The following is an 18,142-nucleotide window of genomic DNA, read 5'->3' as shown; positions in this document are numbered from 1 at the left end:
TTCGGGGCTCGAAAGCCGACCCGGTTCTTCACCGTTCCGGTGATCAGTCCTCGGTTTTCCCGGTGATCAACCAACCGCAGGGCGCAGCCAGCTCGTCGGCTTCCGTCGGTCCCATCGAGCCCGGCGCATAGTTCTTCACCGCGGGCGGATCGTTCAACAGCGGTGCCGCCACCTCCCACACGTGGGCCAAGCCGTCGGGTCTGGTGAACAGCGATCGGTCCCCGTTCAGTACATCGAGGATCAGACGGGAGTACGGGCTCAACGGCTCCGCGTCGGGCACCGATTTCAGCGGCAACGACAGATGTCCGACGGACAGGTCGAAATCCGGTCCCGGTTCCTTGACCGTCATGGCGATATCGATGCTGCCGTCACCGGACAGGTCGAACGAGAGCACCGCGCCGTCTTCGGGCAGCGTCGACAGTGGACTGTCGGCGGGCTTGCGGAACACCAGCGATACCCGCTGCGCTCCGGCACCGAGCATCTTGCCGGTACGAAGCAGGAACGGCACCCCACGCCAGCGATCGGTATCCACCCACAGCTTCGCGGCCACGAACGTGTCGACCGTCGAATCCTCGGCAACGCCGTCGACGTCGCGGTAGCCGTCGTACTGCCCCAGAACCACCTCGTCGGTGTCGAGTGGACGGAACTGCCCGATCACCGTTTCGCGAGCCGACTGCAGATCCTCGGCCTTCAACGATGCAGGGGGTTCCATGGCCACCTCGGCGGCCACCTGGAACAGATGGGTCACCAGCATGTCCAGAACGGCACCGGTCTCGTCGTAGAACTCGGCGCGGTCGTCGATGTCGAGTGTCTCGGGCACGTCGATCTGCACATGCTCCACGTGCTCGGAGTTCCAGATGCCGCTGATCATGCCGTTGGCGAACCGCAACACGTGCAGGTTCTGCGTTGCTTCCTTACCGAGGAAATGGTCGATGCGATAGACCTGTTCCTCCTTCACGACCTCGTGCACGGCCTTGTCGAGTTCCTCGAAGTTGTGCTGCGAGGTGCCGAAGGGCTTCTCGTACACCACTCGGGAACCCTCGGCGAGATCGTGTGCACCGAGGGCCTTCGTGTAATCGACGAACGTGCTCGGCGGCAGCGCGATGTAGTGCACCAGCTGTGCGTCGTCACCGATCTCTTTCCTGGCGTCGGCGACGACGTCAGGGAGCTTGCCGGGATCGTCGACGGTGAAGCCGTTGCCCGCGAAACGGATTCGCTTCGAGAACGCCGACCAATCGTCGTCGGCCACGTTCTCGGCGAACTCGTCGAGCACATCTTTCACGTGGTCGCGGAACTCGTCGTCGGACGAATCCTTGCGACCGTTGCCGATCAGGATCCATTTCTCCGGCAGCAGGCCTTCGACGTGGAGTTGGTAGAACGACGGCAGAACCATTCGCTTCGCGAGGTCTCCGGTCGCGCCGAACAGGACGAATACAGTGGGTTGCGAGGACGCCATGACCTCCACTATGCACCGCATAGTGCTACCTAGGTGAGAGTGCACGAAGATGACCAGATCACGGTTTCACGGAGAGATCTACGGGGTAGGTACGACGTCGGGAGTGCGCATCGTCGTCGGACACTGGACGCGCTCGCCCCTCGGCGAATTCACCGATGTGATGGTCCAATTCGCGGACGGTCGACGCCTACTCGTGGCCCCGAACGAGGCGGTACGTGAATTCGTCACGGCGACATACTCGTTCGATTCCACCGAGCTGGTACCGGTCACCTTCTCCGAACAGCCCGACGGGTGGCGGTCCGTCGTCGCCGGGAATCTGTCGGTACGCATCCGAGTGGCCGGACCGACGGTTCTCGGCCGCGCCCTGAGCCTCGTCCCCGACGCCGTGTCCACCGCACCGTGGTTCTGCACGATCAGCGACCCCATCGCCCGAGTGATACTGCGCGGAGTGCGAACTCGCGGCAGCGCCGGCGGAGGTCGGCGCGAATACTACGGAGCCAGGCACCAGCACCGCGTCGTCGACGTCGTCGCATCCTGGCAAGGAGAGGACCTCGGCTCGCTGACGCCCGTCACTCCCCCGGTGACGTTCGGTTTCGGCAGCACCCCCGCGGCACCGTCGGTCACGTCCATCACCACCACGATCGACTCGTAGACCACTGCAGTTTCACACCACTTCTGTTTCACACCACTGCTGCTCCGACTTCGCGCAGTTCGTCGAGAGCCGCTGCGGAAGTCTCGGGAGCGACCCCGGCCACCAGATCGGTGAGAACCCGAACGTCCAGGTGCTGCGCCACTGCATCTTTCGCCGACGCAAGCACGCAGTAATCGGTGGCGAGACCGACGATGTCGACGGCCGTCACCTCGTTGGCGGTCAGGATCTCGGACAGGGATGTTCCGTCCTCGGTGACGCCTTCGAACGCCGAGTACGACGGTCTGCCCTGCCCCTTGTAGACATGCACGTCGACGCTGCCGGTTCGGTAATCCGGGTGATATTCCGCGCCGACCGTTCCCGCGACGCAGTGCACGGGCCACGTGGTGACGAAATCCGGGGCAGCGTCGGTGGCGAAATGTCCACCGTTGTCGCTGTCGCCGTCGTGCCAGTCGCGTGAGGACACCACGAGGTCGTAGTCGTCGCCGCTCCGGGCGAGGTACGCGCTGATCCTGCGCGCCACCTCCCCACCGCCGACCACGGCCAGAGCACCACCCTCGGTGAAATCGTTCTGAACATCGACTACCAACAGAGCACGAGTCATGTGTCCCAGTATCCTCGAAGGGTGCGCGTGTCGTCTCTGGTGACCTATCCCGTCAAAGGATGTGCCGGTACGGCACTGGACTCGGCCCGGGTGAGCGCAGCCGGTCTCGAACACGACCGAGCGTTCATGATCGTCGACGCGGACGGCTCGTTCCGCAGCCAACGCACCGATCCCGTGCTGGCCGTCGTTCGATGCTCGGTGGAAAACGGCTCACTGACACTGCGCCACGAGAGCGCAGGAAGCGTCACCGCCGTCGTCGATCGTGATTCCGCGGGCCGCGAGGTCACGATGTTCGGCACGCCGCTGCGGGGCATCGACCAGGGCGACGACATCGCCGCCTGGCTCACCGACGTCATCGGCGAGCCCTCCCGCCTCGTCGCCGCGCCCCGCGATCACGGCCGCGTCACCGACGGAATCCGTCCCGGCTCGGCCCATTTCGCCGACAGCGCCGCCGTCCACATCCTCTCGACCGCCACGCTGGCCGGTCTGAACTGCCGCCTCGACGCCCCGCTCCCGATCGACCGATTTCGGCCCAACATCGTCGTCGACGGCTCGCAGGACGCTCATGTCGAGGACGAAGTGCGCGACATCTCGATCGGCGACGCACGATTGACGTACACGAAGCTGGCGATCCGCTGCGCCGTCACCACGGTGGAGCAGAGCACCGGTGTTCGCACCGGACCCGAACCTCTGCGCACTCTCGGCACCTACCGCCGGGCCCGGCAGAAGGGTGTCGCCTTCGGTTCGAAGTTCTCGGTGATCGAGGAAGGAACCATCTCGGTCGGGGACGAACTACGCGTCGAGACCTGGGGCGAGTCGGAGCTGTAACTCGAACGGCATGTGGTTCGCCCACCCGTTTCGAGCTCGCAGCCGAAGATGCTGTTCTGCACCGAGTTCGACGCGTCGCCGCCCGGTGCCGAGTGCGGACGTCGTGCCGCGGTACCGAATGAATGCGGCGAGCTCGTGGCCACCCGGTGCCAGCTCGTAGGTCGACGGTTCCGACCACGACTGGCGATGCTCCACGCCGTCGATCGTCACGAACGGCCGCGCCAGCGTGCGCACCAAGGACGCGTTCACCCAATGTGGAGCGAACTCGATCTCGATCGTGCTCACGTCACGCCTCCCTGGTGCGCTGAGTGTCCACTATTCGGCTCCGTAGGCGGGATCCCGCCTACGAGAAGCAATTGTGGACAACTACGTCAGTGGCTCCAGTGGCGACCAGCGCCGCCAACTGGATGCGCGCCTGCCCGGCCCGGAGTTCGCGGGAGAACACCGCACCGGCGTCGAGCAGATCGTGGCCGCCGCCTCCGCCGCCGTACGTCGGTGAGGTCTCGCCGAACGGCACCCGCGTCGTGACGACCACGTGCAGCCCAGCGGCAACGGCCTCTTTCACCGCGTGCACCACCAGAGCGTTGGTGTTACCCGAGCCCAACGCCTCGAGCACGATGCCCGACGCCCCGGCTTCGCGACAGGCATCGATCTGCACCCCGTCCGCGCCCGGGTACAGGGCCACGACGTCCACGCGCACTCCCGCGACGGGCTGCCACCGCAGCGGGTCCGGCCTCGGCACTGCTGCCGACCGAAAGGCGTCGAGTTCGGAAGTGTGCTTCTTGATCGCCCCGCGGGCCGGCAGTACTCGTCCGCCGAACGCGATCAGCACTCCCTGCTCGGACCGCGCCGCCGTCACCGCGGCGGCGATGTTGCCGGGGCCGTCCGGGTCCGGATGATCGGCGGTGCGTTGGGCCCCGGTGAACACCACCGAACGCGCGTCGTCGTGGAACAGGTCGACGTACAACGCCGACTCCTCCATGGTGTCGGTGCCGTGCAACACCACCACTCCGGCGCAGCCGTCCTCGTCCAACGCGTCGACCACGGCAGTGCGAATGGCGTCGAGATCGGCGAGGTCCAGGGCGGAGCTGTCCTTCGACATCACCTCGCGCACCACCACGCCGTCCATGTCGACGCCCACGCCTGCGACCGGCCGAGAAACCCCGTGCTCGTCGCGACTGCTGGCGATCGTCCCACCGGTGGTCAACAACGCGACGAACTCTGCACTGTCGGGTCGTTCCGGCAGGCTCCACTCCTCAGTCATTACGGGCGGCTACCTCTCGAATTCTGTTGCGACACATGTACCATCCGGCGATCAGCATCGGCGCGATGAGCAGGATGGACGCGACGGTCCATGTACCGACGGGTTTGTCGAAGGCCATCAGTACCAGTACACACGCCAGAAAGCCTAGCGTTGCGTAGCCGGTGTACGGGGCACCGAACAACCGGAACGCAGGCCGGGTGACCGCGCCGGTCTTGGACAGAGACCAGAACTTGAGCTGGCACGCCACGATGACGGCCCACGCGCTGATGATGCCGAGCGCAGCGAGGTTCAGCACGATCTCGAACGCCTGCGCCGGGACGACTGCGTTGAGGACGACCCCGAGCAGCGTCACCACCGACGTCAATGCGATGCCGCCGTACGGAACTCCCTGCTTGTTCATGCGGGCCGCGAATTTCGGTGCTGAACCGGCGACCGCCATCGAATGCAGGATGCGACCGGTGGAGTACAGCCCGGCGTTGAGAGACGACAGCGCCGCGGTGAGCACGACGAGGTTCATGATCGCGTCGGCACCCTCGACGTCGATCGCTCCGAAGAACGTGACGAACGGGCTCTCCCCGGCCTGATACGCGGTGTACGGCAGCAACAGCGAGAGCAGCAGCACCGAGCCGACGTAGAAGACGACGATGCGGACGATGACGGTGTTGATCGCCTTGGGGATGACCTTCTCGGGGTTCTGCGTCTCCCCGGCGGCGGTACCGACCAATTCGATGGAGGCATAGGCGAATACGACGCCCTGGATCACGACGATCGCCGGAAGCAGTCCGTTGGGGATGAGACCGCCGTTGTCGGTGAGGACGCTCAGACCCGGAGCCTGACCGTCGATGGGGGTACCGAAGATGACGTAGTAGGTGCCGATCGCGAGGAACGTCACCAGGGCCACGACCTTGATCAGCGCGAACCAGAATTCGAGCTCACCGAACACCTTGACCGACACCAGGTTCAGACCGAGAACCAACACCAGGCCGGCCAGCGCGAACACCCATTGATCCACGTTGCCCAGTGGTGCCCAGTACTTCTTGAAGAAGTTCATGTACAGCGCCACTGCCGTCACGTCCACGACGGCCGTCATCGCCCAGTTCATCCAGTACAACCACCCGGCCGCGAACGCGACCTTCTCACCGAAGAACTCGCGGGAGTACGAGACGAACGATCCGGACGACGGGCGGTGCATCACCAACTCACCCAGCGCGCGCAGGATCAGGAATGCGAAAAATCCGCACAGTGCGTAGACCAGAACCAACGCGGGCCCGGCGTCACGCAGTCTTCCACCGGCACCCATGAACAGGCCGGTGCCGATCGCGCCGCCGATGGCGATCATCTGAATCTGGCGCGGAGCCAGCTCTTTTCGATACCCCAGCTCCTCCTCGCGGAAGGCCTGCTTCTGGATCGGGTTCTCGGTGCTCATCGCATTACCTCGTCGACGTCTCGGGAGCAACGGAATGCTCGGTGGGAGCCACCCGCAGGTTCGCGAGATGCTCGGGGCTCAGCAATCGATCCAGCTCTTCTCGCGCCAGCAGGCCCTTCTCGAGCACCAGGTCGACGACATTGCGGCCGGTGACCAGCGCTTCCTGCGCAATGGCCGTCGACTCCACGTACCCGAGGTACGGGCTGAGCGCGGTGACCAGACCGATCGAGTTCTCCACCCGCTCACGCAGCAGATCGACGTTCGCGGTGATGCCGTCGACGCACCGATGCGCGACGGTCCGGCAGGCCGCACTCAGATGCGCCATACCGTCGGACAGGGATTTGACGATGATCGGCTCGAAAGCGTTGAGCTGCAACTGCCCTGCCTCGGCGGCCATCGTGATGGTGACGTCGTGACCGATCACCTCGTAGGCAACCTGATTGAGAACCTCGGGAATGACGGGGTTGACCTTGCCGGGCATGATCGACGAACCCGCCTGCATCGGAGGCAGATTGATCTCGTTGAAGCCCGCGCGCGGCCCGGAGGACAGCAGCCGAAGGTCGTTGCAGATCTTCGACAGTTTCACTGCGACGCGCTTGAGCACACCCGACAGGTGCACGAACTGACCGACGTCCTGCGTTGCCTCGATGAGGTCCGTTGCGGTGACCAACGGCAGGCCGGTGATGGTGCGCAGGTGCGCGACGGCCGATTCGGTGTATCCGGCAGGAGCATTGAGCCCGGTGCCGATGGCCGTGGCCCCGAGGTTGATCTCGTGCACCAGCAGCGCGGCTTCCTCGAGCCGTGAGCAGTCCTCGTCGATCATGATCGCGTAGGTGCCGAACTCCTGACCGAGTGTCATCGGCACCGCGTCCTGCAGCTGGGTGCGGCCCATCTTGACGACGGTGGCGAACTCGCTTGCTTTGCGGGAGAACGAATCTCGCAGGACCTTCATCGATGCGATCAGCTCGTGCACCGCGAAGATGGTCGCGATGTTCACCGACGTCGGATACACGTCGTTGGTGGACTGCGAGGCGTTCACATGCTCGTTGGGGTGCAGCATCGAGTAGTCACCGTGCGCGTGGCCGAGGATTTCCAGGGCACGATTGGCGATGACCTCGTTGGCGTTCATGTTGGTCGACGTACCCGCGCCGCCCTGAATGACGTCGACGACGAACTGCTCGTGCCACTGGCCGTCGAGAATTTCCTGGCACGCGGCCCGGATCGCTTCCCCGCGGGTGGCGTCGAGTATTCCGAGGTCCTGATTGGCCGCCGCGGCCGCCCACTTCACGGCTGCGAGCCCGCGGACGAGGTGGGCGTTGGTGGAGATCGGCCGCCCCGTGATGGGAAAGTTCTCCAGCGCGCGCAGGGTATGGATTCCCCAGTAGACGGTCATCGGAATCTCGCGTTCGCCGAGAAGGTCTTTCTCGATGCGGGTATCGGCCACGGTGGGTGCTCTCCTTCAGAGGGTGTCCAGCTGTCCGGCTGTCTGACAGGTAGAGTGTGGCGTAGAACACCTCGTCGGTCAACCCCGGGATAGGATCACTGCATGAACCTGTCGGACAGCTGGGCAGTCAGTGCGCCTACCAATGCCCGCATGAGCGCCGCCGAGGCAGTCTTCGCCGACCTGCGTGCCGCGATCTCGTCGGGAAAGCTCCCCGTCGGGCAGAAGCTCCCGTCCGAGGCGGCGCTGGCCGCGAGGCACAGCGTCAGTCGTTCCGTCATCCGCGAGGCGCTGCGCTCGTGCCACGCGCTCGGTCTGACCGAGACCAAGACGGGCCTCGGCACCTTCGTCGTCCGTGATCGAGTGGGTAGCGACCTCGACATCGGCAATTACGAGGCCCGTGAACTCATGGAGGCCCGACCCCACGTCGAGGTACCCGCAGCCGGGTGGGCGGCCGAACGACGTACCGACGACGAGTTGGCGGTGCTCTCCGGCCTCGCCGACGAGATGCGTTCCGAGGACGACCACGAGGCCTGGGTCCTGTTGGACGCGCAGTTCCACACCGCGATCGCGCGGGCCAGCAGGAACCGCGTGTTCGAGTCGATCGTCGTCGACATCCGAGATGCCTTGACGCGGCAGTCCGAAACGTTGAACCTCGTCGCGCACCGGCAGCAGCAGTCCAACGTCGAGCACGACGCCATCGTCGCCGGTATCCGATCCGGCGATTACGACGCAGCAGCCCGCGCCATGACCGCCCACCTCGATGCCGTCCGTGGTGCAGTGGAGTCGCTCGCCGATCGGCCCAGCTGACCGTACGACTAAGCTGCGGGCCGTGACGAAGGTATTGAACTCTCTCCCGGTCGGTGAACGAATCGGCATTGCATTCTCCGGTGGTCTCGACACCTCGGTGGCCGTGGCGTGGATGCGCGAGCACGGCGCGATCCCGTTTGCCTACACCGCCGACATCGGCCAGTACGACGAGCCGGATCTGTCCGACGTACCCGCCCGCGGCCTTGCGTACGGCGCCGAGCAGGCCCGGCTGATCGACTGCCGCGAACCGCTGGTCGAGGAAGGCCTCGCGGCACTGACCTGCGGCGCGTTCCACATCCGATCGTCGCTGCAGACGTACTTCAACACCACTCCCCTCGGCCGCGCGGTGACCGGCACGCTGCTGGTGCGCGCGATGCAGGAGGACGGCGTCTCGATCTGGGGCGACGGCTCGACGTACAAGGGCAACGACATCGAGCGGTTCTACCGCTACGGCCTGCTCGCCAACCCCGAGTTGCGCATCTACAAGCCGTGGCTCGACGAGGCATTCGTCGCCGAGCTCGGCGGCAGGCACGAGATGTCGCAGTGGCTCACCCAGCGCACCCTCCCCTACCGTGACTCGGCCGAGAAGGCGTACTCCACCGACGCCAACATCTGGGGTGCCACCCATGAGGCGAAGCGTCTCGAATACCTCGACACATCCCTCGAGATCGTCTCGCCCATCATGGGTGTCCGCTTCTGGGACCCCGAGGTCGAGATCGCAGCCGAGGACGTCACAGTCGACTTCGAGCGTGGCCGTCCCGTTCGGATCAACGGCAAGTCCTTCGACAGTGCCGTCGACCTGGTGATGGAAGCCAACGCCATCGGCGGACGCCACGGGCTCGGCATGTCCGACCAGATCGAGAACCGGATCATCGAGGCCAAGAGTCGCGGCATCTACGAGGCCCCGGGCATGGCACTGCTGCACATCACGTACGAGCGGCTCGTCAACGCCGTCCACAACGAGGACACCATCGCCTCGTACCACAACGAGGGCCGCCGCCTCGGACGCCTGCTCTACGAGGGCCGCTGGTTCGATCCGCAGGCACTCATGCTGCGCGAGGGCCTGCAGCGCTGGGTCGGCAACGTCGTGACCGGCAGCGTGACGGTTCGCCTGCGCCGCGGTCAGGACTTCACCATCGTGGACACCCAGGGCAGCAACTTCAGCTACCACCCCGAGAAACTGTCGATGGAACGCAGCCAGGGGCAGGCCTTCTTCCCCGGCGACCGCATCGGCCAGTTGACCATGCGCAACCTCGACATCGCAGATTCGCGCAGCAAACTCGAGCAGTACGCCGCTCAGGATCAGCTGACCGCCTGGGGCGACCTGATCGGCGAACTCGCCCCCGGTGGAGCCGACGCCATCGCCGCCAGCAGCGCCGACAACTCGGTGGACTCCGCAGCCCTCGACCACGCCGCAATCGAGTCCGGCACCGACTGACTTCTGGCTGCCGAACTCGAAGTTATGGACGGATTTCTGCCGATTTCCGTCCATAACTTCGAGTTCGGCTACTCCTCGGGCTCCGTCAGGCCCTGATGCTCGTCGCGTTCCGCCCATTCGAGTAGCTCGTCGATTGCGAACACCGCGTCGTCGATACCCGCATGTAGGTCGCCCAGTTCGGCGTATCTGGCCGGTACGGTGAAAATCGTGAACTCGCGTGGATCGACGTCAGGTACCTCGGCCCACGAAATGGGTGTCGACACAGTCGCCCTCGGGTTTCCCCGCACCGAATACGCGCTGGCGATCGTATGGTCGCGGGCATTCTGGTTGTAATCGACGAACAACTTCGACGGGTCGCGATCCTTGCGCCACCACGTCGTCGTCACGTCCTCGGGTGCGCGGCGCTCCACCTCCCGCGCGAATGCCAGTGCAGCCCTTCGCAAGTCCTTGAAGCCGTGCGCGGGGTCGATGCGAACGTAGATGTGCAGACCGTGACCGCCCGAGGTCTTGGGCCAGCCGACTGCGCCGAGGTCACCGAGCACGTCCTGCACGACACCGGCGACGCGTTGGACCCGATCGAAGGGGCAGTCGGGCATCGGATCGAGGTCGATGCGCCATTCGTCGGGCATCTCGACGTCGGCGCGGCGCGAGTTCCACGGATGGAACTCCACCGTCGACATCTGCACCGCCCACGCCACGTGCGCCAATTCGGTCACGCACAGCTCGTCCGCGGTGCGGTTGTAGCGGGGGAACGTCACCTCGACGGTCTCCAACCACGGCGGGGCTCCGTGCGGCACCCGCTTCTGGTGCACTTTTTCACCGGCGAGGCCCTTGGGGAAGCGATGCATCATGCACGGCCGCTCCCGCAACGCGCGGACGATGCCGTCGCCGACGCTCAGGTAGTAGTTCACCAGGTCCAGCTTCGTGGCACCGCTCTCGGGGAAATACACCCGATCGGGGTTGGAAATGCGCACCGTGCGCGTGCCCACCTCGAGTTCTATTGCCGGAGATGCCATACCAGCGACACTAGATGTACCCGCGGCCGCGCGCGCTCGGAAGTCGGAGATTTTCTCGCAGGTCCACCGGAGCTACGTGTGGGAACGCAGCGTGATGCCGTAGCGGTCTCGCTTGCGGTAGATCGTGGCTCGACTCATTCCCAGTTCCTCGCCCGCCTGATTCATCGTGATGCCGGGCCGGCTGAGTACTCGAATCATCTCGTCGCGCTCGAACGTCTCGATTCGTGTCAGACGTTGGGTGGTCCGCGAAAGCACCTCGGGCGGCAGGTGATTGACGCCGACGACGTCGGCGCGGACCGCCGCCTCGTGCATCACCGTCGCCAACTCGGTGACGTTCCCCGGCCACGAATATCCGACGAGGGCTCGTTCGGCGTCTCCGGTCAGGCTGACCTCGCGTCCACGCGCCCGCAATGCCAGATGCCGAGCGAGCGGAGCGATGTCCTCGGGCCGATCGCGCAGCGGCGGGACCTCGACGACCGAACGCACCAATTGCGCCAGGGCAGCGGGAACAGCGTCGTAATCGGAGGCCGTCAGGGTGACGGGCACGCCGTCACCGACACGAGAGATCAGTTCCGCCAACGCGTCTGCCCCTCGCGCCGGAAGCCGGTCCACGTCGCGGACGATGACTGCGGTGTCGGGTTTGGGCAGCTCGGGCGTCCACAGATCCAGCCAGGCGTCGACGTCGCGCGCCGCCGGAACTCCGGCACTCAGAATTCGACCCCGTGGGCGGATGGTACGCAGCGCTCGGGCCAGAATCGTGGCACGTCCGGTTCCCGGTTCTCCCACCAGCAGGACCGAATCATGTTGGCTGAGAGCTGTTTCGGAGGACGCGAGAGCCTGATTCCACCGCGTCGACAGCGTCGGGACGCTGCCCGCACCCGGCCGACCCGACGACGCTTCGACGCGGAAGACCGTCCCACGTGGTGCCGGACGCGCGTGCTGTCCCTGCGCTCGCGCGAGCATCATCGCCGCGGTGTTCCCTGCCGCCGACTGAGCAAGGGCCAGCAGCAGATCCGTCGACGACTCCGACCACGTGGTGAGGTTGACGCAGCCCTCCACGGTGCCCGTCATCGGGTTCAGCACCGGTGCCGCGGCGCAGGTGTATCCGGTGAGCGAGAGCGAGTAATGCTCGGAGGCGCGCACCACTGCCGGAATTCGATCGGCGAGCGCGAGGGCGAGGCCGTTGGTGCCCGCCTGGTTCTCGCCGTACGAGAAGCCGGGGGCCAGATGCACACGGTCGAGCGCTGCCAACAGCTCACGGTCCGCGCTCACTCGATCGAGCACCAGACCGTCGGCGTCGGTCAACATCATCGACACCGGCTCGTTCGCCAACGTGTCGCGCAGTCCGTCGAGCACCTCACGCCCACATCGGTAGAACAGTGATTCGCCGTCGTAGGTGCCCGAAAATGCTGGTACGACGTCTTCGAGTGGCACTCCGAATTCCTGGCTTCGGTGCCACGATGCGAGCAACCGATGCGACACGGCAGCGAGGGGCTCCGAGTGCAAGCGGGCTCGTACGAGACCCTCGGGATCTGCCATGTGATTCAGGTTACATTCGCTGGTCGCCATGGATCCGAAACCAGCGTCTCGAATTGAGACATCGCGCTACTTCGTCGAGCCTTCGCCGCGCCTACCGTCATCCACAGATCGCTTGTGACAGACGTCACGCACAGTCTCTGGAGGTCAGCCATGTACAGCAAGAACGGCGAGAACTACTTCATCGTGGACGCCCACGTCGCGCTCTGGGATGCGCGGCAGGAGAACCAACGCAACATCCACGGCAAGCAGTTCATCGACTGCTTCTACGACTACCACCGCAATCTCTCCCCCGAGAGCGAGCTGTGGAGTTACGAGGAGTACCTCTACCAGGGCGGCGATCGGTTGATGCGCGACCTGTTCGAGATCGGATACGTCGACCACGCCATCTTCCAGCCCGCTCACCTGGGCGAGTTCTACCACCGCGGGTTCGGCCAGACCGACGAGGCATCGGCGCTCGCTGCAGCTCACCCGGACAAGCTGACCTACAACCATCACTTCGACCCACGCAACGGCGAACGTGGCCTGGACCAGCTGCGTGCGGACGCAGAACGCTTCGGGCTCAAGGGCGTCAAGCTCTACACCGCCGACTGGCACGGCGATTCTCGCGGCTACAAGCTCGACGACGACTGGACCCGGCGTTACCTCGAGGTGTGCCGCGAGGTCGGCATCAAGAACATCCACGTGCACAAGGGACCCACCATCCGTCCGCTCGATCGCGATGCGTTCGACGTCGCAGACGTCGACCACGTGGCCACCGACTTCACCGATCTGAACTTCGTCGTCGAACACTGCGGACTGCCGCGCCTGGAGGACTTCTGCTGGATCGCCACCCAGGAGCCCAACGTGTACGCCGGCCTCGCGGTGGCCATCCCGTTCATGCACACGCGGCCGAAGTACTTCGGTCAGATCATGGGCGAACTGCTCTACTGGCTCGGCGAGGACCGCATCTTCTTCTCCTCGGACTACGCGCTGTGGACGCCCAAGTGGTTGGTCGAAGGGTTCGTCGACTTCCAGATCCACGAGTCCCTCGACGAATACGCACCGATCACGCTCGAACAGAAGAAGAAGGTGCTCGGACTGAACGCCGCCAAGCTCTACGACATCCCGGTGCCGGCCGAACTGCAGTTGCCCGACGCGAACGAGACCGAGACCGGACCGCGTCAGCCCGAGCGCGCCGACCTTGCGGCGGTGTGACGTGACGACTGCTGTGACCACCAGGAAGGACGAGGCGTACACCGCGCTCGGCGTCGTCCTGGATCCCGAATTGGACGAGCCCATCACCGATCTCGGGTTCGTCCGGTCGCTCGAGGTCGACGAGGGCACTGTGCACGTTCATCTTCGACTGCCGACGTCGTTCTGTTCGCCGAATTTCGCGTATCTGATGGCGGGAGACTCCAAGGACGTGTTGACGGCGTTGCCGTGGACCGAGCACGTTCTCGTCGAACTGGACGATCACCACGACTCGGACAAGATCAATGCCGGCCTCGCCGCCGACGCGGGATATCGGGGCACCTTCGGGCACGAGGCCGAAGAGGACCTCGACGAACTACGAGCGACGTTCCGCCGCAAGGCGTACGTGGCGGCGATGGAACGGTCGCTCATGGCGTGGTTGCGCGCCAATCCCGACTCGACCGAGAACGACCTGGCCGCAGTGGTTCTCGCAGACCTACCGGATGATCGCACCTCGACCGCGCTGCTTCGCCGACGCGAGGCTCTCGGCCTGCGGACCGATCCGGCGGCACCGGCATTGGTCGATCATGCGGGTCGTCCACACACCGGCGACCTGACGATGGTGATGCGCCGCGCCCGCGCCACCCGCGTTTCGATCGACGGTAATGCGCACTTCTGCCGCGGATTGCTGCAGACCCGCTACCCCGGCGCAGAGGAACAGCAAGTCCCTCGCGAAGAGGGCGCGTTCGTTCCTCTCACCACTCTCACTGTCCCCCTCCGCACTACACAGGAGCATGTTTCATGAGTTCGATGCGCGCCGTCCAGGTCGTCGGATATCACAAGAATCTGGAGATGACCGAGGTTCCGATTCCGGAAGTACAGGGTCCACTCGACGTCATCGTCAGGATCGGCGGTGCCGGCGTGTGCCGTACCGATCTGCACATCCTCGAGGGCCAGTGGGCCGAGAAGTCGGGCGTCACACTGCCTTACACGATCGGCCACGAGAACGCCGGGTGGGTCCACGCCGTCGGCTCGGCCGTCACCAACGTCCGCGAGGGCGACAAGGTGATTCTGCATCCACTCGTCACGTGCGGGTTGTGCCGGGCGTGCCGCTCGGGCGACGACGTCCACTGCGAGACGAGCGATTTCCCGGGTATCGACACCAACGGTGGATACGCCGACTATCTGCGGACCAATGCGCGAACCGTCGTCAAGATCGATGATTCACTCGAACCGTCCGCAGTCGCCGCACTTGCCGATGCCGGCCTGACGGCGTATCACGCGGCCGCGAAGGCGGCCCGGCGTCTGACTCCCCGCGACAAGTGCGTCGTCATCGGAGCAGGCGGCCTCGGCCACATCGGCATTCAGGTACTCGAGGCACTGTCGCCCGCCGAGCTGATCGTCATCGACCGCAATGCCGACGCCGTCAAACTGGCGCTCACCTTGGGGGCCGATCATGCGGTGGTCGCCGACGGCAGTCAGGTCGATCAGGTCATGGAACTCACCGGCGGCTTCGGAGCCGAGGTGGTACTCGACTTCGTCGGCGAGAACGGTTCCACCGCAGAGGGATTGGCCATGACGAGGCGGGCCGGTGACTATCACGTCATCGGGTACGGAGAGAACGTCGACGTGCCGACCATCGACCTGGTGTCGGCGGAGAAGAACATCGTCGGCAATCTCGTCGGGTCCTACAACGACCTGTGCGATCTGATGTCACTCGCCGCCCGCGGTGCCGTCAACCTGCACACGCAGACGTACGCACTGGACGACTTCCAGAGCGCCATCGACGACCTCGACAACGGACGAGTTCGCGGCCGCGCGATTCTCGTACCCTGAAATCGGGTAGTACCCACCAGCACCATTCCAACTACGAGGAGCAACGTTGATCTTCATCACCGCCAAGTTCAAGGTCAAGCCCGAGCACGCCGACAACTGGCCCGAGATCTCACGCGACTTCACCGAAGCCTGCCAGGCCGAGGAAGGATGCCTCTGGTACTTCTGGTCCCGCACCCTGGACGACCCCACCGAGTACGTCCTCGTGGAGGCGTTCAAGGACCCGGATGCCGGTGCCGCCCATGTGAATTCGGATCACTTCAAGCAGGCCCAGAAGGATCTTCCGCCGTACCTGGTGGAGACGCCGAAGATCATCAGCCAGGAAGTCGACGGCACCGATTGGAACGAACTGGGCGAACTCGCGGTCGACTAGTTCCTTTCGCGATCCCGGATCACCTGACCGAGGGTCATGACGGCGTCGGCGAATTGCCCGGGCAACTCCTGGGGCGGGTTGTGGCCGCACTCGACCTGACGAACATCGATCAGGTCGGTGAAGTGCGCCGCGTGGTCCGGGCGGCCGTACAGCGAGGCGACGGTGTCCTCGGTCGGATCGATCACGACCGTGGGCACCGTGATCGCCGGTTGCCGTGTCAGCAACTCCTGCGTCGCGGCGTAAGCGACGTCGCCCGCCTCGATTCCGTATCGGTGCCGATAGGAATGCACGGACACATCCACGAAATCGGGGTTGTCGAACGAGGGCGCGGTGGCCGCGAATTCGGAGTCGCCGAACCTCCAAGTCGGCGACCAATCCGTCCACAGTGTCTGCGCGATCTCGGTGCGGTAGGCCGCGAGCCCGGCCCGGCCGCGCTCGGAGTGCAGGTAGTACTGATACCAATACCGCTTCTCGAGGTGCGGCAGCACGGGCGTGGACACCGCCGCCTCGATGTCCTGCACGAGGTACCCGGACACGCTCACCAGACCGGACACCAATTCCGGCCACAGCGCGGCGACGACGCACGCCGCTCGGCCACCCCAGTCGTAGCCGGCGACGATGGGGTCGTTCAGCTCCAGGGCCAGGATCAGCTCGCGGAGGTCGTGGCCGATCGCAGCCTGTTCACCCGAGCGCATCGTGCCGGCGTCGACGAAGCGAGTCGGTCCGAAGCCGCGCAGGTAGGGCACCACCACGTCGTAGCCGGACTGAGCGAGCAGCCTGGCGACGTCGTCGTAACTGCGCGGGTCGTACGGAAACCCGTGCATCAGCACCACCGATCGGCCCGACGGATCACCGACGCGGTCGTACGCAACCTCCAGCACCCCTGCGCGAATCATCATGGGTCCATGCTCGCATTGCCGGGCTGAGGGTCAGCTGCTCAGCACGTCTTCCATGCCGGGAGCGAGGACATCCGACAGGTCGGTCCAGGGGATCGTGATCGTGACGAGGCCGATGCCGTAGGCCCCCACCTGGTAGTCACCGAAGTGAATGTTCATACCTTCCGGCGATGCCGTCCAGTTCCCGAAGTTGGCCACCGTCGGTTCGATGCCCGAGCGCTCGAAGCTGCCGCCCGCGCGGGTGGACGGGAGAATTGCCGCTGCTCGATCGGACAGTCGAGACAGGCCGGCATCGAGGTCGGTGAAGGCATCACCGAGAGTGATCGGCTGCGCGGTGTCGACGTCGATCGTCACGGTCGCAAGCAGTGAATTACCGTGCGCTCCGGGCGGCACGGCGATCCAACTCGTGATCTGTTCGGCACTGATCACGCGTCGACCGACGTGGGTCTGCCCCTTCGAATAGCCGTCGCTGAGAGCGAAGTCGTTCCCGTAGTCGCGGTCGATCTGGTCCTGCAACGCCGCGCGCATCGACTCGTTGAATTCGGCTGTCACGGCCGGATTGCCTCCGCTCAGCTGTGGAATCGCGACGTCGTAGGTCGCACGCGCTGTCGATCCGGCAATGCGCGTACTGCCGACGACGTACGGCTCGGCGGCACTCGAGGTAGTGGTTGGCGTTGTAGTCGTCGGCGCGGCTCGATCGATGGTGGCGGTGACATCGGTTGTGGTCGGTGCAGACACGGGCGTGGCAGTTCCGGAGGTGGAGCAGCCTGCGAGGGCCGCTGCCAGAGCGAGTGCGACCGTCATCGAGCGGATTCGCGTCATGCCCCACACTAACCACCGAACAGCCGGCAACTCCGCTGCTAGCGTCGAACCTCCCGGGTCTCCGACCGGCCCACGTTCGGAAAGGGAGTTCGATGAAAACTACGAGCATCATCACCAACCTGCGGGTTCCGGACGTCGACGAGGCCAAATCGTTCTACACCGAGTTCCTCGGTCTGAAATCCGAGGAGTTCGATATGGGGTGGGTCGCGCGGCTGTCGTCACCCGATCGCCCGGTGAGCGTTCAGCTGGTGACGAGCGACCGGAGCGCACCCGAGGATTCGGTGATGTCGGTGCACACCGACGATGTCGATGGCGCGTACGCCGAAGCGCAGAAACTGGGCTACGAGATCGTGCACCCATTGACGACCGAGCCGTGGGGTGTGCGCCGCTTCTTCGTTCGCGCTCCCGACCGCAATGTCGTCAACATCGCGTATCACCGGGACTGACTACAGCACACGAAAAAGCCCGACCCCCTCGAGGCGGATTCTAGGGGTCCTCGCAACACCTGATGGTCAGATGCCTGTCAGTAGATCACGTAAACGCTCGGCTGGAGTTTTCCAGCCGAGCGTTTTGCGTG

19 protein-coding genes are annotated in these 18,142 nt (G+C 65.0%); 9 read left to right on the top strand and 10 right to left on the bottom strand.

All coding sequences use genetic code 11. The annotated features are described in order from the left end of the window. Nucleotides 1-43 precede the first annotated feature (43 nt). The gene (locus CH281_RS01135) at nucleotides 44-1,456 is read right to left on the bottom strand and encodes a glucose-6-phosphate dehydrogenase (RefSeq protein WP_032390714.1); all 1,413 of its coding nucleotides are present in this window, start codon (nucleotides 1,454-1,456) and stop codon (nucleotides 44-46) included. Between the two features lie 49 nt (nucleotides 1,457-1,505). Here CH281_RS01135 and CH281_RS01130 point away from each other — a divergent pair, with 49 nt between their 5' ends. Beyond that, the gene (locus CH281_RS01130) at nucleotides 1,506-2,108 is read left to right on the top strand and encodes a hypothetical protein (RefSeq protein WP_032365157.1); all 603 of its coding nucleotides are present in this window, start codon (nucleotides 1,506-1,508) and stop codon (nucleotides 2,106-2,108) included. 28 nt (nucleotides 2,109-2,136) lie between these two features. Here the strand turns inward: CH281_RS01130 and CH281_RS01125 are convergent, their stop codons facing one another. Beyond that, nucleotides 2,137-2,709 carry an isochorismatase family protein gene (locus CH281_RS01125; RefSeq protein ID WP_032365156.1) on the bottom strand — a complete coding sequence of 191 codons (573 nt, stop codon included), beginning with the start codon at nucleotides 2,707-2,709 and terminating at the stop codon, nucleotides 2,137-2,139. Nucleotides 2,710-2,730: 21 nt separating this feature from the next. Here CH281_RS01125 and CH281_RS01120 point away from each other — a divergent pair, with 21 nt between their 5' ends. Next, on the top strand, nucleotides 2,731-3,537 hold the full coding sequence (locus tag CH281_RS01120) for an MOSC domain-containing protein (protein WP_094692611.1): 807 nt from the start codon (nucleotides 2,731-2,733) through the stop codon (nucleotides 3,535-3,537). On the opposite strand, the gene CH281_RS01115 is transcribed toward CH281_RS01120, so the two are convergent. From CH281_RS01115 to aspA, 4 genes are read right to left on the bottom strand one after another with little or no spacing between them, the layout of a single operon-like run. Further along, nucleotides 3,502-3,822 carry a hypothetical protein gene (locus CH281_RS01115; RefSeq protein WP_057472701.1) on the bottom strand — a complete coding sequence of 107 codons (321 nt, stop codon included), beginning with the start codon at nucleotides 3,820-3,822 and terminating at the stop codon, nucleotides 3,502-3,504. The genes CH281_RS01120 and CH281_RS01115 overlap by 36 nt on opposite strands. Nucleotides 3,823-3,880: 58 nt before the next feature. Beyond that, nucleotides 3,881-4,801: an asparaginase gene (locus CH281_RS01110; protein ID WP_057472700.1), complete on the bottom strand. Its 921-nt coding sequence runs from the start codon at nucleotides 4,799-4,801 to the stop codon at nucleotides 3,881-3,883. After that, nucleotides 4,794-6,227 (bottom strand): amino acid permease, encoded by a 1,434-nt coding sequence (locus tag CH281_RS01105; protein WP_027498435.1) that lies wholly within the window; start codon nucleotides 6,225-6,227, stop codon nucleotides 4,794-4,796. The genes CH281_RS01110 and CH281_RS01105 overlap by 8 nt, the downstream gene beginning before the upstream one ends. Nucleotides 6,228-6,231: 4 nt before the next feature. Then, the gene (aspA, locus tag CH281_RS01100; RefSeq protein ID WP_027498436.1) at nucleotides 6,232-7,671 is read right to left on the bottom strand and encodes an aspartate ammonia-lyase; all 1,440 of its coding nucleotides are present in this window, start codon (nucleotides 7,669-7,671) and stop codon (nucleotides 6,232-6,234) included. Nucleotides 7,672-7,773: 102 nt separating this feature from the next. Between aspA and CH281_RS01095 the strand changes: the two genes are divergently transcribed. Both CH281_RS01095 and argG read left to right on the top strand, forming a co-directional pair. Beyond that, entirely contained in the window at nucleotides 7,774-8,478 is a 705-nt protein-coding gene (locus CH281_RS01095) for a FadR/GntR family transcriptional regulator (protein ID WP_094692609.1), read from the top strand. Nucleotides 8,479-8,500: 22 nt separating this feature from the next. Continuing rightward, nucleotides 8,501-9,916 (top strand): argininosuccinate synthase, encoded by a 1,416-nt coding sequence (gene argG, locus CH281_RS01090; protein ID WP_032369815.1) that lies wholly within the window; start codon nucleotides 8,501-8,503, stop codon nucleotides 9,914-9,916. Nucleotides 9,917-9,984: 68 nt separating this feature from the next. Here the strand turns inward: argG and ligD are convergent, their stop codons facing one another. Both ligD and CH281_RS01080 read right to left on the bottom strand, forming a co-directional pair. Next, nucleotides 9,985-10,932 (bottom strand): non-homologous end-joining DNA ligase, encoded by a 948-nt coding sequence (ligD, locus tag CH281_RS01085; RefSeq protein ID WP_094692607.1) that lies wholly within the window; start codon nucleotides 10,930-10,932, stop codon nucleotides 9,985-9,987. 72 nt (nucleotides 10,933-11,004) lie between these two features. Then, nucleotides 11,005-12,471: a helix-turn-helix domain-containing protein gene (locus CH281_RS01080; protein ID WP_051365423.1), complete on the bottom strand. Its 1,467-nt coding sequence runs from the start codon at nucleotides 12,469-12,471 to the stop codon at nucleotides 11,005-11,007. A gap of 150 nt (nucleotides 12,472-12,621) precedes the next feature. Between CH281_RS01080 and CH281_RS01075 the strand changes: the two genes are divergently transcribed. From CH281_RS01075 to CH281_RS01060, 4 genes are read left to right on the top strand one after another with little or no spacing between them, the layout of a single operon-like run. After that, on the top strand, nucleotides 12,622-13,665 hold the full coding sequence (locus CH281_RS01075; RefSeq protein ID WP_032365152.1) for an amidohydrolase family protein: 1,044 nt from the start codon (nucleotides 12,622-12,624) through the stop codon (nucleotides 13,663-13,665). 1 nt (nucleotide 13,666) lies between these two features. Then, nucleotides 13,667-14,446: an iron-sulfur cluster assembly protein gene (locus tag CH281_RS01070; protein WP_052062957.1), complete on the top strand. Its 780-nt coding sequence runs from the start codon at nucleotides 13,667-13,669 to the stop codon at nucleotides 14,444-14,446. Between the two features lie 5 nt (nucleotides 14,447-14,451). After that, entirely contained in the window at nucleotides 14,452-15,477 is a 1,026-nt protein-coding gene (locus tag CH281_RS01065) for an NAD(P)-dependent alcohol dehydrogenase (RefSeq protein WP_027498442.1), read from the top strand. Between the two features lie 46 nt (nucleotides 15,478-15,523). Further along, nucleotides 15,524-15,847, top strand: coding sequence for a putative quinol monooxygenase (locus CH281_RS01060; protein WP_032365151.1), 324 nt, complete (start codon nucleotides 15,524-15,526; stop codon nucleotides 15,845-15,847). On the opposite strand, the gene CH281_RS01055 is transcribed toward CH281_RS01060, so the two are convergent. Further along, the gene (locus CH281_RS01055) at nucleotides 15,844-16,746 is read right to left on the bottom strand and encodes an alpha/beta fold hydrolase (RefSeq protein ID WP_094692605.1); all 903 of its coding nucleotides are present in this window, start codon (nucleotides 16,744-16,746) and stop codon (nucleotides 15,844-15,846) included. The genes CH281_RS01060 and CH281_RS01055 overlap by 4 nt on opposite strands. Nucleotides 16,747-16,776: 30 nt before the next feature. Beyond that, entirely contained in the window at nucleotides 16,777-17,565 is a 789-nt protein-coding gene (locus CH281_RS01050) for an RsiV family protein (RefSeq protein ID WP_094692603.1), read from the bottom strand. A 92-nt stretch (nucleotides 17,566-17,657) separates the two neighbouring features. Between CH281_RS01050 and CH281_RS01045 the strand changes: the two genes are divergently transcribed. Continuing rightward, nucleotides 17,658-18,011, top strand: coding sequence for a VOC family protein (locus tag CH281_RS01045; RefSeq protein ID WP_094692601.1), 354 nt, complete (start codon nucleotides 17,658-17,660; stop codon nucleotides 18,009-18,011). Nucleotides 18,012-18,142: the final 131 nt, after the last annotated feature.

Source organism: Rhodococcus sp. 06-221-2 (genome assembly GCF_002258365.1).
Lineage (GTDB): Bacteria > Actinomycetota > Actinomycetes > Mycobacteriales > Mycobacteriaceae > Rhodococcoides > Rhodococcoides fascians.
The sequence above is the reverse complement of the archived record's forward strand: the minus strand, read 5'-3'. Positions and strand labels throughout refer to the sequence as shown.

Bases quoted from the DNA above. Each gene is read 5' to 3' on its own strand.
- CH281_RS01135 (WP_032390714.1), bottom strand. From the start codon at position 1,456: ATGGCGTCCTCGCAACCCACTGTATTCGTCCTGTTCGGCGCGACCGGA.
- CH281_RS01130 (WP_032365157.1), top strand. From the start codon at position 1,506: ATGACCAGATCACGGTTTCACGGAGAGATCTACGGGGTAGGTACGACG.
- CH281_RS01125 (WP_032365156.1), bottom strand. From the start codon at position 2,709: ATGACTCGTGCTCTGTTGGTAGTCGATGTTCAGAACGATTTCACCGAG.
- CH281_RS01110 (WP_057472700.1), bottom strand. From the start codon at position 4,801: ATGACTGAGGAGTGGAGCCTGCCGGAACGACCCGACAGTGCAGAGTTC.
- CH281_RS01105 (WP_027498435.1), bottom strand. From the start codon at position 6,227: ATGAGCACCGAGAACCCGATCCAGAAGCAGGCCTTCCGCGAGGAGGAG.
- CH281_RS01095 (WP_094692609.1), top strand. From the start codon at position 7,774: ATGAACCTGTCGGACAGCTGGGCAGTCAGTGCGCCTACCAATGCCCGC.
- ligD (WP_094692607.1), bottom strand. From the start codon at position 10,932: ATGGCATCTCCGGCAATAGAACTCGAGGTGGGCACGCGCACGGTGCGC.
- CH281_RS01080 (WP_051365423.1), bottom strand. From the start codon at position 12,471: ATGGCAGATCCCGAGGGTCTCGTACGAGCCCGCTTGCACTCGGAGCCC.
- CH281_RS01075 (WP_032365152.1), top strand. From the start codon at position 12,622: ATGTACAGCAAGAACGGCGAGAACTACTTCATCGTGGACGCCCACGTC.
- CH281_RS01065 (WP_027498442.1), top strand. From the start codon at position 14,452: ATGCGCGCCGTCCAGGTCGTCGGATATCACAAGAATCTGGAGATGACC.
- CH281_RS01055 (WP_094692605.1), bottom strand. From the start codon at position 16,746: ATGATGATTCGCGCAGGGGTGCTGGAGGTTGCGTACGACCGCGTCGGT.
- CH281_RS01050 (WP_094692603.1), bottom strand. From the start codon at position 17,565: ATGACGCGAATCCGCTCGATGACGGTCGCACTCGCTCTGGCAGCGGCC.
- CH281_RS01045 (WP_094692601.1), top strand. From the start codon at position 17,658: ATGAAAACTACGAGCATCATCACCAACCTGCGGGTTCCGGACGTCGAC.